This window comes from Roseofilum sp. KMC-1 (assembly GCF_057802075.1).
Map to the genome: position 1 here is coordinate 3,680,394 of NZ_CM173605.1, position 12,850 is coordinate 3,693,243.

Below are 12,850 nucleotides of genomic sequence, written 5' to 3' on the forward strand. Positions count from 1 at the left end.
TCAGCGTGTTTTTTTAATGGGCGATTGAGATTTGGAGATTGCATCTGGTCTCAAATCTTAGTGAATCCATCGCGCTCGATAGCTACGAGCGTCAATATGGGCAATATAGGGATACTTTTGATATCGGCCTAAACCACCAGGCCACCAGGGATCGAGGAACCAATAAATTTGATTTCCGGTGAGGCCATCACAATAGAAGTCAATGGCATCTCCCACAATATGCCGACTATTGGAAACTCCCCCTACGCGCTGATTGATATCGGGGGGACGATACCAACTGGTGATATAGAAAGGACGACCGATGCGATCGCGGGCTTGCTGTGCTAAAACAGCAATCCTTACCATAGCATTAACAGTGGCTTGGTTGGGAGGCAAGCGCGTCCCGCCATGGGTTGCTTCAGCCCAGGTAAAATATCCCCCCGGAATAATCGAGGCATGGAGTTGAATATTATTCGGAGTCCAACGGTTGGGACGGGGAGGTAAAACGACAGGCCCGGGTTGGCGAGGAGCATCGGGACTATTGCGGTGAGTATTATTCATCCGCTTCAAGTCTTCAAAGAGAGTATAAATGGCAATTTCCCGCGAGTCCAGTCCTCGCCACAGTTGTACCATGCGAATTAGGGCATTGCGCTGGTGTTCTTCTTCGCTGTATGTAAAGGGAACACGCTTAACAAAATTCAGCAATTCTCGATCCAGTTGGGAGGCCGTATTGGCGAGTAAATTGGGGTCTGTGCTGCTGGTTTTGAGCGTTTTGACCTCTAAGCCTAAGTCCGCCAACGCTGCCGTGCGGGAGGGGAGTTTGTGCCAGATGCGGAAGGCTTCGGTGAGGGCTTGGCGCTGGTATCCACGACCGGTGTAGTATTGGGGCATCCGTTGGGCAAAGGCAATGAGGGCGGGGTCGAGATAAAAGAGGGCGGGTTCGGGGGAGGTGTCTCGTTCCAGGGAGGCGATGGCTTCTTCCCTAGAGTCGAGGTTACGCCAGAGTTGGGTGAGGCGGATCAGCGCTTCCCGTTGATGGGGATAGCCGAGATAATTGGGAGATAACCTAGAGAGAAAGTCGAGTAGGGGGGGATCGATGTGGGTTTCTTCCCAGTTGGGGGCTGTGGAGGGGGCGGTATTGGTGAGGGCGGCGATCGCCTGTTCACGGGTATCAAAGTTACGCCAGATCCGAAACACTTCTAGCAGACCATCCCGTTGATGGGACAGGCCTTGATAATATTGGGGGATGCGCTCGACCAGGGATAAGAGGGCAATATCCAGATAGGAGAGATTCGAGGGCAGATTTTCTAGGCTATAGTCCGTTTGTAAATCTTTGACATAGATTTCATAGAGTTTTTTGCCATTACAAGGCTCTAAACGGGCTGCTTTGACTTCCTCTGGTGGCGGAGAATAGCCTTGTGCTACCCGCTCAATAAATTTTTTACTGTAATAGCCCAGGGTAGTATCCCAGAGGTCGTCCCCCTGCCATCCTTGACCGATCAGGGTATCCGTAATCACTCGTATGGTATTAGCGGCATAGATGACCTGACCTTCAAACTCATCAACGGATGCTAAAGCAATACGGTTAGCTGGGGAAATCCCCAATCCCGTTTCTCCATCCTTAAGTTGGGGTTTTTGCTGCACCTCATATAATCCTGCCAAAATGGATTTATGAATCCCTACCCGTTCCGATTCTACGGTATACAGGGCGTTACGTTCATCTGGTGATAATCGGGTCATGGAGCATCTGGCCTTATGAGCGAAGGATTAACCATGGATATTATAGTATTGCGCTTTGGGGTATTTTGGGCGATTTGGGTATAATCGAAGGTAAACTAAAAGTTGCCAATGACACAATATACGCGATTATGACTGTCATGGAAGATAAGGAGAGTAAGAATCATGGCTTCATCAGATTTTCTCAATTTACAGATAGAGATGAACGAAATTTTACAAGCTTGAAACTTAAAGAAAGGAATGATTGGAAGGATTCAAAAATATTCTAGTATCCCATCATCTAAAGATTTTGCAGATGAGCGAGGAAGCGAGTCAATATGGTGATTTGTTTGGTCAAGCTCTTCAAATTGGCATGAGCGTGCAAGAAGAAATGCAAGCTCTCCAGAAAAAGTCATAAGTGATATCAAACCCAGTCATTGCGAATGAGCGGAATGAAGCAATCTCAACAATATTCAGGAAGATGAGGAAAACTTAAATGAGTCAGCGAGATAAGCTACTAATGAAAATCTTGCTGGGGAATTCTGACACCAATATTCCCTTCAATCCACTCTGTGAACTTCTCAAGAGCTTAGGTTTTGAAGAACGAGTGCGAGGGAGTCATCACATTTTCTCAAAAGTCGGTGTGGAGGAAATCATTAATCTACAATCCAAGCAAGGAAAAGCCAAGGCTTACCAAGTCAAACAAGTGCGGAATATATTTTTGAAATATCAATTGGGAGATCAAAATGGTGATTCGTTATGAAATTATTCTCTATTGGAGTGAAGTCGATCGCGCCTTCATTGCAGAAGTTCCTGAACTGCCTGGATGTGCAGCCGATGGAGCGACTTATCAGGAAGCGGTGCAAAATGCCGAAATTGTGATTCAAGAATGGATAGAAACAGCAAAAGAACTGGGGCGCTCCATTCCTGAACCCCAAGGTCGATTATCTCTATCGTAATCGGAACCCATTATTGAGTAAATATTTTCGTATAGATTTGAGTAAAAATAATCTGTAGGGGTGGGTTATACCCAAATCTAGAAAACCAAGCGATCTCTCTTGTGAAACCATCTCCACCCCATCTAGTCGTAAGGTGCGTTATGCTTTCGCTCACACACCCTACAAGAAGTCGATCGAAGGTTAAGAGGCCTCTGATTTAGTTGAAGGCAACTCCAGACAATAACCCGCTCCATAAACGGTTTTGATATAGCGTGGATGGCGAGGATCGGGTTCTAATTTGGTTCTTAGATGGCGAACATGAACCCGAATGGTTTCAATATCATCATCGGGATCGTATCCCCAAACCTCCTTGAGAATTTCGCTCGGAGAAACGGTTTGGCCATGGCGCTGAAGGAGACAGTGAAGTAATTCAAACTCCAAATGGGTGAGTTTCACAGTAGAGTCAAACCAAATGACCTCAAAGCGCTCTGGAATGAGCGTTAGGGGGCCATAGTTGAGAATTTCGCTGTGTTTAGCGGCTTGGGGGATGCGATCGGTGCGTCGTAGCAGGGCCCGCACCCGTGCTAACATTTCCTCAATTTCAAAGGGTTTGGTGAGATAATCATCAGCACCAGCGTTAAATCCTTCTACTTTGTCTTGGGTTTGGCTGAGGGCCGTTAACATGAGGATAGGAATATCGGCGGTGCGATCGTCTCGACGCAGCCGTTGACAGACCGTAAAGCCATCAACTTTGGGCAGCATCAAGTCTAGGACAATCATATCTGGAAGCAACTGAATAGCTAGGGCTTGGCCTTTAATGCCATCGGGTGCTTGGCTGACATCATAACCAGCCATTTCCAGGTTGACAGCAACTAATTCTGAGATGGCGGGATCGTCATCAATGACTAATATCCGGGGCATTGCTAAGGTAGTTTTCTAAAGTGGGCGGTTGGCTCTCTCTACGATCAAGTTAGGAGAGACAACAATAACAAAAGGGTTGGCGATCATGGAAATCTTAACTTAAGTTGTTCTCATTTTAAGTAGCACTCAGAAGTCGGTGGCTATCCTAAGATTTCCTTACAGATTATACGCAATTGTGGCCATGGGTCATGGTTCATGGGCGATCGCCGCCGCCGCAAGCTATAATCGGCAGTTAGGCGATCGCCTCTAAAACTACCAGTTGGCTCAGATACTCATGACGTTGGCAGCCAGATTGAAGTATGATTTACGGCAAGTCAGGAGTGAAGCATTTTCTGTCTTGCCTATTCTTGGTCTCTTGAAAACAAGTCCACACCAACCACAATGAAGAACAATCTCTTTGATGCTCCGCCAGGGTTCACGCCAAAAGGACAGAGGGTCGATCCCATGGATGATATTTTCCAACAAGCTCGCCAGGGTAGTGTTGCTGCCATTATTCAGGTCTTGAATGAAAAATTAGCCAACTCAGGGATTCGTACCAGGGCAGTTTTAGATCGGGGAATTCTGCAACTGTTGTGTGAAGCGGAAAAAGAGAGTCAGTTGGAACAAACCCCAGTGGTAGAGAAGGTAACCTATATTCTAGAGGAAATTGCCCCTCGCCATATTCGGCGCGTGAATATTAATAGTCGTATTGTGCGGGAGCAACAACTGTTGTGGTTAGAAGAAATTCAACAAGATCCAGAAGGTCAATTGCTCTGGTCAGAGTTAATCTTACTCAAGAAACCTGGGTTATTACAGCAATGGTTAAATAATCGTCAGGCTAATCCTTCTCGCAAGCGTAAGACTCCTCTACCGAACTATACCCCCTCTCAGTTAACAAGGGAACAGCGCCAATTCCGGAGAGGGATTATTGGCGGTGCGATTTTCAGTAGTGTGCTGGTTTTGGCGGGATTAGGGGTGATGTCTTGGTGGACTACACCCAAGGATTCTAATGCGGAGGATTTACCCGTAGCTGAAACCCAGCCTTCCACAACTTCTAGCACTGCTGAAATGCCTACCACTGACCCCTTTGCGGAAGCAGTCCGTCTGGCTGAGGCTACGGCGAATGAGGGACAGACGGCGCAAACTGAGGCGGAATGGTTAGCTCTAGCGGATAAATGGCAACAAGCGAGTGATTTAATGGCCCAAGTTGCGGCCTCAGATAACCGATATCAGATTGCTCAAGACCGAACGGTGCGCTATCAGGAGAATAGCCAAGCAGCTCAAAGGAAAGCGGAAGAATTGCGGTAATGGGTAATGGATTATTCCCCATCCTCTATCCTAATCGCCAAGCGATTAATTTCTCGGATTTGCCTTTAGCGCTGATGGGTTCACAGGGTTGAACTTTTAAATCTTGACTCATGGCATGATAGACGGCATCAGAAAGGGTGATTTCTCCGGCTGGGGTAGCACTTTCTAAGCGTTTGGCTGTATTGACCACATCTCCGATGACCGTATAGGTGCGTACATCTTTACTGCCAAATAAGCCTTCAGTGACTTGACCACAATGGACGGCACATCCTGCACCAATGTTATAGGGAGTGAGGATGTTTAAGGCGGCTTTTTGCATGGCTTGAGCGGCGGCGATGCCTTGTTCTGGGGTGGCATAAATGGCCATGACTTCATCGGCAGTAAAGGTGATTCTTAGGGGTTGATAGCGAGAGGCGGCGGGTTCAACTTGGGTATAATATTGATTGAGAACGGAGGCGACTAAATCGGGTGAGGTGGTTTCGCACCAATGGGTAAAGCCGCGAATATCCATAAAGATAATGGTGCGATCGCACTTTTGAAAAGCTAAAGCCTCTGGATTGCTCAGGGCAGTTTCCACCACATGAGCGCCCATGCCCCATTCTGCCATATTCCCTAAGAGTTTGGCGGTCTCTTGTAGTTCTTCTCGTTGTTTGGTAATTTGTAAAGATTGCAAGCCTAATAGTATCCCCACCAATAGCATACTAACGACCAAGAAAATATGAGATCTTTCTTCCCAAAAATTAGAGGTTAACTCAAAATAGAGTGGGAGTTCATAGGACTTAACTTCTACAGCAACATAGAAGGCAACAATCATGCCACTGCGGGCTAAACTTTCTAAGGGAATAATCCAATTTTGTCGATTTTTATTCCCCTGAAACCGCAGGTGTTGTAGGGTAGCAATGATTAAGGAAAAAAACCAAAAAATGATATGAAGATAATCTCGGAAAAACCCTAATCCATCTGCGGGTATATCAATGATAGTGTAAATGGAAACGCCTAAAATATTGCCCCAAAACCGATGGGCTTTGGGTCGCGATAAATACCAAGTTTGAACCATCATGACGGCAATTAGGATATATTCCGTCGGGTCATGAATAAACTCTAACCAGCCATCCAAGATAATATCAGTTAAGATTTTAACAATTAGAAAATGTCCACTATTTCCTAAAAGTTCGCTGATAAATCGAGTCCATTGACTATCATTAAGACGTTTCCTTAAGATATTCTTGGATGAGGAATCAATTGATGTTCTCGATCTGGCTCTCCTATCCTGCGCCATGGCAGCTAACCTCTATGAATGAACCCTATTTCTTGTATGCAACCGTGATCTAAAGGCGGATGTTCCGATTTTAGCGTAGGTGGATCGTAAAACGGTATAGAGGAAAAAGGGGTAAATTTTAGCCAGGAGATAAAAAGGGGTAAATTTGAGCTACTCTTGGGGGCGACGTTGGCGAAAAATGCCGGTCATCTTAATGCCTGTCCCTAACATGGCGATTAATCCTAAGCCGACTAAAAGGACATAAATGGGTTTACCGAAGTCGCCAAAATATTCGCCTTGGTGAATTTCCATAAAAATTTCGGCTTGCTCGGAAGACATGCCAAACCAACTTTTGCCTATGCGATAGAAGATGCCGGTAAATGCACTGAGGGTTAAGGGCAGAAAGATGATGGGGGCAAATTTGCGGTGAATTTGGCGAAAGGCGGGTAAGGAACTGGAGGCTTTGGGGTTGGAAGGTTGCCAAAATCGGCTCATGGTTACGCCGGTGATAATCATGCCGATTAAACCGATGCCTAGAAGCAAAACATAGATGGGTTTGAGTGCATCGCCGAGATATTCTCCTTGATGGAAGATCATGAAAATATCGGCAGCTTCTCCAGACATGCCAAACCAGCTTTTTCCTAAGCGGTAACCGATGCCGCTTAAGGCGGAAATCATGAGGGGTAAGAATAAGATGGGGGCAACTTGACGATGAATTTTGCGAAAGGTGCGCTGATCCATGGGGGTTCATTCTCTCAAATCTGACTTATTAGCAGTTGCCTCAAGGGGTGAAGCATAGGCTTTAAAGATCCCCCTAAATCCCCCTTAAAAAAGGGGGACTTTTACTGCCCCCGTTAAAAAGGGACTTTTACTGCCCCCCCTTTTTTAAGGGGGACTTTTACTGCCCCCCTTAAAAAAGGGGGGTTGGGGGGATCAAAATGTCCCTCGAAAGAGTGAAAACTGCTGTATTGTTCACTTTAGGGATGAAAGGTAAAAAACTCGGAAAGCGTCAGAAATGAATGGGCAGAAGGACTTGGAAACAACTGCCTACATTTAATTGACTGGTGACTAGAATTTGTCCTTGATGTTGTTCGGCGATGCTTTTGGCGATCGCCAAACCTAAGCCGGAACCGCCTGCGCGACGGGTGCGGGCTTTGTCAGCTCTCCAGAGGCGATCGAAGACGAGGGGCAAGTGTTCGGGGGCAATACCGATGCCGGTATCCTGGATGGAGACAGCGATCCAGTCTTCTTGTTGCTCTAGGGAAAGGGTGACTTTTCCGCCTGGGGGGGTGTAGTTTAAGGCGTTTTCGAGGAGATTGGCAAATAGGCGCTGTAATAAAAAGGGATCTCCTTGTACGGTTACTGGGGCGATAATGCTCCGCATCGCTGGCGCGAGCGCATCGGCTCGGAGGATAATGTCTTTGGCTTCAGCTTGGGGTAGCCATAATTCGATCAAGTCTTCTAAGAGTTCATCAAGGGGCAGGGCTACCCATTCACTGGGATGGCTGCTGTTATCGGTGCGAGCTAGGATGAGCAGATCTTCGACTAGCCGTGTCATTTGCTTGAGAGCGCTGGCGATCGCATCCATTTTTTTGACATCGGCAGGATGGATGCGCTCTGGATGGGAGAGCATGACATCGACGGAGGTTTTGATGGCAGTTAGGGGCGATCGCAATTCATGGGAGGCATCGGCGGTAAACTGTTTGAGTTGGTTAAAGCTGGCTTCAATGGGTTTGAGGGAGCGATCGGTTAACCAGATGCCTCCGACTGCGGTTAAGCTGGCGGCGATCGCCCCTCCTAAGAGCATCCCCCAGCGCAATTTTGCCAGCACCTCCTCCACCGCTTTTGTAGATTGACTGACGCGCACATAGCCTTCAATGTCGAGATCTTCCTCATCCTGCTCATGGGCAACCCAAGTCAGGGTACGAATTCCACCGTTAACTGTATGTCCAGAACCCTCATTAGAAGTACGGGTAACCAGGGGAGCAGAGGGAAAAATTCGCCCTTGTCTAGCCAAGAGGTTACCCCGTTCATCAAACCATTCAATCCCTTGAGCGGGTTGGCGAAAGTTTTGCCAGGGAATATCGAGATCTCCATCATTATCTAACCGAGGGGCGATCGCCTCATAATCATGATGATCCTCATCATCCTCATCATCCTCATATCCCTCCTTAACCGCCTCTAAACCATGCACCCCAGCATCCGCCAACGTCAACAATTGACGATCTAACTGGGCATATAAACTATTGGCAAAAAACTCATAAACCGCCAGAGTTGAACTGCCCAAAATTGCTATCATCACCCCTAAATAAGAGAGCAACAACCGCCAGCGCAAACGATTAAACGGACGCTTAGATATTTTGATTGAGTCGGTATCCCAAGCCATAAACCGTTTCAATATAATTAGCAGGCGCTCCCACAGCCTTTAATTTTTGCCGCAAGGAGCGTAAATGAACTTTTACCGTTTCTTCCCCTGGTTGTTCTTCAAAACACCACACCTGATCTAAAATAATACTCCGACTTAAACACCGGCCATGGCTGCGAAGAAATAATTCTAATAAACTATACTCTTTAGGCGTAAGTTGCAGCAGTTGCCCTGCATATTCCACCTTACAAGTATTGGGGTCAAGTTGCAGTTCTCCCCATTCCAGGATCGGCGGTAAAATATCATGATTGCGGCGCAAAAGTGCCCTCACTCGCGCCATCAATTCTGGTAAATCAAAGGGTTTAACCACATAATCATCTGCACCCGCATCTAAACCCATCACTTTATCCGTGCTAGTATCTCTAGCGGTGAGCATTAGCACGGGAATAATATAGCCCTTTTGTCGCAGTCGCTGACATAATTGAATTCCATCAAGTTTGGGGAGCATCACATCTAAAAGAATGAGATTATAGGGCACTGATTCTACAAAAGCCCAACCGAGTTCCCCATCTTCGGCAATATCAACCGTATAGTGGCGATCTGTTAGGGCTTCTGCTAAGGCTTCGGCAATGCGATGATCGTCTTCTACCAATAAAATTTTCATGTTTATTTAATTGACTGCGAAATCAGTATATTGGCGCACATGGGGGGCATGATAAGCGAGAACAATTTCCTTTGTGGGAACCCCTTTTTCAACCAATTGTTCAGCTATGGCATCTTCAGTGCCATAAGGGAATGGAGTTTTTCTGAATCACGGTTTGAATAAACGGATATTTGAAAAACCGCTTGTAGATATCTAAAGGAACGGCCAAATACAACCTTCTATCAGCCTCTTCTTCCTCCAAAGCAATTTGATAATTGATAAATTGCCCGATCGCTGTATGAAACTCAGAAATTGCTGAGGGAGCGAGAAAAGTCTTAACTTCTATAGCAATTTTATCATGATTGCGCTCTGCTGCAATTAATCCCTCTGCTCCTAAATCAATATATAGCAATTTCCTCTGCTATGCGGTACATAAATAGCGGTTTTTAACGATAGCCAGAATAGCCCAAAGCTAAATTGAGTCTGTTGTTCACTCCCCCCACTCCCCCATTCCCCCATTCCCCCACTACAGCGCGAAGCGCTGTAAAAGTCCACAAATCCCAAGTCAATGTGATAGGGATCGTGAGTAATCATCCAACCCTCATTTTTCAGGGCGGTTTTTACCAGTTCATGATATAAATCTTTGGCAAGCATCGTTACAAGAGTATCCTAAAGTCGATCGGTGAGCGCTTTTTCTACGGTAACTAAGGTGCTGTTGCTGCGTACCATCATTGCATGGGGAAAGACAGAGAGTTTAATATTTTTGCCTACGGGCATTATAGAGCTTTGTGCTGGCACAATGACAAAATCGTAGGGAGTCCAGAGAGAACTAAAGTTGACTTGCTCTAATTGCTGTACATCTTGATTTAAATCGGCTAAAAAATCACTACCTGGACGCATTTGTACAGAGCCAATAAAGGGGAGTAAGTAAGCCATGTATGTTCCATGATGGGGGGAAGCAATGGTAATAAACCGTTGAATTTTATCCAGTCCTCCCAAACGCTGCACATAGTATCGACTGATTAAGCCCCCCATACTCAAGCCGATTAAATCAATGGGTTGATCTGGGGCAAAGGTTTGATCGACATAGGTTTTAATTTGTTGAGCAAGTCGATCTAATCCGACTATTGAGGTATTGGGAACTATGTCAAATCGATGTACATCCCATCCGCGCTCTTTGAGGTATTTTGCCATGCGATTAAACACATAGGCTTTGCGAAAAATACCATGAATTAAGACGACAGGATTACGAAAATTAGTCATAGAGAGTTTTAAATAATTAATAGATTTTTAGTCAATGGGTAGGGTGGGCAGTGCCCACTCTACTTTCCCTATTAAGATCGGGTTTGACATTGCCTTAACTGACTGTGTAATTCCTCTAGGGAGGTTGCGGTTTTTTTACAGGAGAGTCCTTGACAAACAAAGGCGATCGCCCCTTCGGGTAATGACTGTACTTTTTGGATCATTACGGTTGGTAAATATAACCTCCTGAGCTGCTCTAGTTGCTCTTCCCTAATCCGCACTAAGGTACAATTGCGATACCAGTCTAGGGCGGAAAATAAACTGGGACAAGCTTGGGGAGATTTGTCTAAAAGGGTGCTGAAGGCGAGTAAGCCTTGTTCGGCGCGATCGAAATAATCCAGGTTTTCAGTTAATAGGAATAGGCGCAGTAAATTGGCAATGGCAATGCCGTTAGCGGCGGGGGTGGCATTATCTGTATAACTCCGTTCCTGGATAATTAAATCATCCCTTTTAATGCTATTATAATAGCCGCCCAATTCCACACTCCAGAGTAAGTCGTCAAATTCGGCTTGAATCTCGATAACTTTGGCTTGTAAATCGGGAATTTCTACGCTTGGATGACACCATAGACTGGCTTGCTGAATGTCTAAGATAGCTTTAATGAATAGGGCATAATCTTCGGCTTGGGCTAAAACATCGGGAACTCCATCATAGTTAAGGCGATGACAACGACCATCAACCCATTGATTGTTGAGGAGAAAATTGGCTCCTTGAATGGCTAAATCTAGATAATCGGGACGTTGCCAAACTTTGGCGGCTGCGGCTAACCCGGATAAGATTAAACTGTTCCAGGATAGGATCATTTTGGTATCGGTTACGGGGGGAATACGTCCGGGCCAAGTTTGGGTTTTGGCTTCCTGGTTATTGCGGGCAGGGGGAAAGGTTTCTAAGGTGTTAATTTCACTGCCATAGCGCAGGGCAAAGAGTTTATTAAGGGCGTTTTCTAGGGGGGTTGCAAAGGAGCCTTTTTGGGTGCGCTGTAGGACGATTTTGCCTTCAAAGTTTCCGGTTTTGCTAATGTCAAATTGTTGCTGAAGTTCGGCAAGTTCTTCTGGAGTTAACTGGTTTTCTAATGTGCTATATTCCCAGATGTAAAAGTCTCCTTCTTCGGGTTCTAAAGCGGTGGAGGAGGTGAAGTTATCGGCATCTTGGGCGGCCCAAAAATAGCCTTGGGGGTCGGTCATTTCTCGTTTTAACCAGGTGACGGTGGAGCAGATCGCCCTCTCAATGGCTGCATCCTGTATGCCCGCATCCCACAGGTGAGCCAGATATTCGAGGATCTGACCATTGTCATAGAGCATCTTTTCAAAGTGGGGAACTGTCCAAGTGCCATCAACGGTGTAGCGGTGGAAGCCTCCGGCTACATGGTCGAAAATGCCCCCCAGCACTAGGTCATAGCCCCTCTGAGCGCAGATTTCTAGGCTATCTTGGGGGGGAGTCATCCCAGCAAAACGGGTGGCTCTGAGGGCAGTTTCGGCGTAGGGCATCATGGGAAAATTAGGGCCCATATCCCGCGCTCTGATGATACTGAGGCTGGTGGAGAGTCCTTTGTGCAAGAGATCTTCGCCTAATTCTCCGGTGCTGGGAATGGTGGCTGCTTGGTGTAGGGCTTCGGCGATCGCCTGTTTGCGACTGGCTAATTTTTCCCGTTCCTGGTCATAAAATATCCGCAGCGCTTGCAAGACTTGTAAAAATCCGGGCCGACCATAGCGCGGTTCTACGGGAAAATAAGTGCCGCCATAAAAGGGAATGCGATCGCCAGGAGTCAGGACAATATTTAACGGCCATCCCCCTTGCCCCGTCATCATTTGCAAGGCTTGCATATAAATGCTATCCACATCGGGGCGTTCTTCTCGATCTACTTTAATCGGCAGAAAATGAGCATTCATATAGGCAGCAATTTCTGCATTACTAAAGGCTTCCCCTTCCATCACAGTACACCAATGACAGCTTGAATAGCCAATCGACAGAAAAATCGGTTTATTTTCCTCCTTCGCTGTTTGTAATGCTTCATCACACCAGGGCCACCAGTCGATGGGATTTTCAGCGTGTTTGCGGAGATAGAGACTTTTGGATTGAGCCAAACGATTGGTCATTTATCTATACTGTTTCTGAATGAGTTGCCAACAGTTTCCCCCTCATCCCCCAAACCCTTCTCCATCCGAAGCAGGGGGAAAGTCCCTCTCCCGTAAGAGAGGGATATAGGGAGAGGGCATGTCACATTTCGGCTGTTACCGACATGAACATGATCGATGATGATGAAATCTATTTTACCTATAATTGGAATCCCTGAATGAACAGGCGATCGCCCTGGCCTAGCTGGCTTCAAGACAAGGTGCTTTTTAGAAATGTAGAGTCCTGTAGTTTACGGAAATTAACTCAGATAGGAAAACCGATTTAAATTTGATATAACAGAAAACAAGCACCCAATTGACAAAAAT

At 46.3% G+C, this 12,850-nt stretch carries 13 protein-coding genes and 1 pseudogene; 3 read left to right on the plus strand and 11 right to left on the minus strand.

Annotation, left to right across the window (positions count from 1 at the left end):
- Nucleotides 1-57: 57 nt before the first annotated feature.
- Nucleotides 58-1,719 (minus strand): D-Ala-D-Ala carboxypeptidase family metallohydrolase, encoded by a 1,662-nt coding sequence (locus tag AC3FZD_RS16925; RefSeq protein WP_488737151.1) that lies wholly within the window; start codon nucleotides 1,717-1,719, stop codon nucleotides 58-60.
- 472 nt (nucleotides 1,720-2,191) lie between these two features.
- On the opposite strand from AC3FZD_RS16925, the gene AC3FZD_RS16930 reads away from it, so the two are divergent.
- Together AC3FZD_RS16930 and AC3FZD_RS16935 are read left to right on the plus strand one after the other, a co-directional pair.
- The gene (locus AC3FZD_RS16930; RefSeq protein WP_347179285.1) at nucleotides 2,192-2,458 is read left to right on the plus strand and encodes a type II toxin-antitoxin system HicA family toxin; all 267 of its coding nucleotides are present in this window, start codon (nucleotides 2,192-2,194) and stop codon (nucleotides 2,456-2,458) included.
- The gene (locus AC3FZD_RS16935; protein ID WP_488737152.1) at nucleotides 2,442-2,654 is read left to right on the plus strand and encodes a type II toxin-antitoxin system HicB family antitoxin; all 213 of its coding nucleotides are present in this window, start codon (nucleotides 2,442-2,444) and stop codon (nucleotides 2,652-2,654) included. Before AC3FZD_RS16930 ends, AC3FZD_RS16935 begins: the two co-directional genes overlap by 17 nt.
- Before the next feature lie 180 nt (nucleotides 2,655-2,834).
- Here the strand turns inward: AC3FZD_RS16935 and AC3FZD_RS16940 are convergent, their stop codons facing one another.
- Nucleotides 2,835-3,554 carry a response regulator transcription factor gene (locus AC3FZD_RS16940; RefSeq protein WP_488737153.1) on the minus strand — a complete coding sequence of 240 codons (720 nt, stop codon included), beginning with the start codon at nucleotides 3,552-3,554 and terminating at the stop codon, nucleotides 2,835-2,837.
- Nucleotides 3,555-3,935: 381 nt separating this feature from the next.
- On the opposite strand from AC3FZD_RS16940, the gene AC3FZD_RS16945 reads away from it, so the two are divergent.
- Nucleotides 3,936-4,841 (plus strand): hypothetical protein, encoded by a 906-nt coding sequence (locus AC3FZD_RS16945; RefSeq protein ID WP_488737154.1) that lies wholly within the window; start codon nucleotides 3,936-3,938, stop codon nucleotides 4,839-4,841.
- Nucleotides 4,842-4,866: 25 nt separating this feature from the next.
- Here AC3FZD_RS16945 and AC3FZD_RS16950 read toward each other — a convergent pair whose 3' ends face one another.
- The 9 genes and pseudogenes from AC3FZD_RS16950 to AC3FZD_RS16990 all read right to left on the minus strand — a co-directional run bounded on the left by AC3FZD_RS16950 (nucleotide 4,867) and on the right by AC3FZD_RS16990 (nucleotide 12,505).
- Entirely contained in the window at nucleotides 4,867-6,120 is a 1,254-nt protein-coding gene (locus tag AC3FZD_RS16950) for an adenylate/guanylate cyclase domain-containing protein (protein ID WP_488737155.1), read from the minus strand.
- A gap of 150 nt (nucleotides 6,121-6,270) precedes the next feature.
- The gene (locus AC3FZD_RS16955; protein WP_488737156.1) at nucleotides 6,271-6,840 is read right to left on the minus strand and encodes a PepSY domain-containing protein; all 570 of its coding nucleotides are present in this window, start codon (nucleotides 6,838-6,840) and stop codon (nucleotides 6,271-6,273) included.
- Between the two features lie 268 nt (nucleotides 6,841-7,108).
- Entirely contained in the window at nucleotides 7,109-8,485 is a 1,377-nt protein-coding gene (locus AC3FZD_RS16960; RefSeq protein ID WP_488737157.1) for a sensor histidine kinase, read from the minus strand.
- On the minus strand, nucleotides 8,451-9,128 hold the full coding sequence (locus AC3FZD_RS16965; RefSeq protein WP_488737158.1) for a response regulator transcription factor: 678 nt from the start codon (nucleotides 9,126-9,128) through the stop codon (nucleotides 8,451-8,453). The genes AC3FZD_RS16960 and AC3FZD_RS16965 overlap by 35 nt, the downstream gene beginning before the upstream one ends.
- A 6-nt stretch (nucleotides 9,129-9,134) precedes the next feature.
- Nucleotides 9,135-9,224, minus strand: coding sequence for an element excision factor XisI family protein (locus AC3FZD_RS16970; protein ID WP_488737159.1), 90 nt, complete (start codon nucleotides 9,222-9,224; stop codon nucleotides 9,135-9,137).
- Nucleotides 9,225-9,243: 19 nt separating this feature from the next.
- Nucleotides 9,244-9,516: pseudogene (locus AC3FZD_RS16975) on the minus strand (element excision factor XisH family protein); the annotation flags it as partial.
- Nucleotides 9,501-9,761, minus strand: a complete 261-nt coding sequence (locus tag AC3FZD_RS16980; protein ID WP_488737160.1) for an element excision factor XisH family protein — start codon at nucleotides 9,759-9,761, stop codon at nucleotides 9,501-9,503. The pseudogene AC3FZD_RS16975 and the gene AC3FZD_RS16980, both read right to left, overlap by 16 nt.
- Before the next feature lie 15 nt (nucleotides 9,762-9,776).
- On the minus strand, nucleotides 9,777-10,370 hold the full coding sequence (locus tag AC3FZD_RS16985; protein WP_488737161.1) for a lipase family alpha/beta hydrolase: 594 nt from the start codon (nucleotides 10,368-10,370) through the stop codon (nucleotides 9,777-9,779).
- 71 nt (nucleotides 10,371-10,441) lie between these two features.
- Nucleotides 10,442-12,505 carry a thioredoxin domain-containing protein gene (locus AC3FZD_RS16990; RefSeq protein ID WP_488737162.1) on the minus strand — a complete coding sequence of 688 codons (2,064 nt, stop codon included), beginning with the start codon at nucleotides 12,503-12,505 and terminating at the stop codon, nucleotides 10,442-10,444.
- Nucleotides 12,506-12,850 lie beyond the last annotated feature (345 nt).

Bases quoted from the DNA above. Each gene is read 5' to 3' on its own strand.
- AC3FZD_RS16925 (WP_488737151.1), bottom strand. From the start codon at position 1,719: ATGACCCGATTATCACCAGATGAACGTAACGCCCTGTATACCGTAGAA.
- AC3FZD_RS16930 (WP_347179285.1), top strand. From the start codon at position 2,192: ATGAGTCAGCGAGATAAGCTACTAATGAAAATCTTGCTGGGGAATTCT.
- AC3FZD_RS16935 (WP_488737152.1), top strand. From the start codon at position 2,442: ATGGTGATTCGTTATGAAATTATTCTCTATTGGAGTGAAGTCGATCGC.
- AC3FZD_RS16940 (WP_488737153.1), bottom strand. From the start codon at position 3,554: ATGCCCCGGATATTAGTCATTGATGACGATCCCGCCATCTCAGAATTA.
- AC3FZD_RS16945 (WP_488737154.1), top strand. From the start codon at position 3,936: ATGAAGAACAATCTCTTTGATGCTCCGCCAGGGTTCACGCCAAAAGGA.
- AC3FZD_RS16950 (WP_488737155.1), bottom strand. From the start codon at position 6,120: ATGGCGCAGGATAGGAGAGCCAGATCGAGAACATCAATTGATTCCTCA.
- AC3FZD_RS16955 (WP_488737156.1), bottom strand. From the start codon at position 6,840: ATGGATCAGCGCACCTTTCGCAAAATTCATCGTCAAGTTGCCCCCATC.
- AC3FZD_RS16960 (WP_488737157.1), bottom strand. From the start codon at position 8,485: ATGGCTTGGGATACCGACTCAATCAAAATATCTAAGCGTCCGTTTAAT.
- AC3FZD_RS16965 (WP_488737158.1), bottom strand. From the start codon at position 9,128: ATGAAAATTTTATTGGTAGAAGACGATCATCGCATTGCCGAAGCCTTA.
- AC3FZD_RS16980 (WP_488737160.1), bottom strand. From the start codon at position 9,761: ATGCTTGCCAAAGATTTATATCATGAACTGGTAAAAACCGCCCTGAAA.
- AC3FZD_RS16985 (WP_488737161.1), bottom strand. From the start codon at position 10,370: ATGACTAATTTTCGTAATCCTGTCGTCTTAATTCATGGTATTTTTCGC.
- AC3FZD_RS16990 (WP_488737162.1), bottom strand. From the start codon at position 12,505: ATGACCAATCGTTTGGCTCAATCCAAAAGTCTCTATCTCCGCAAACAC.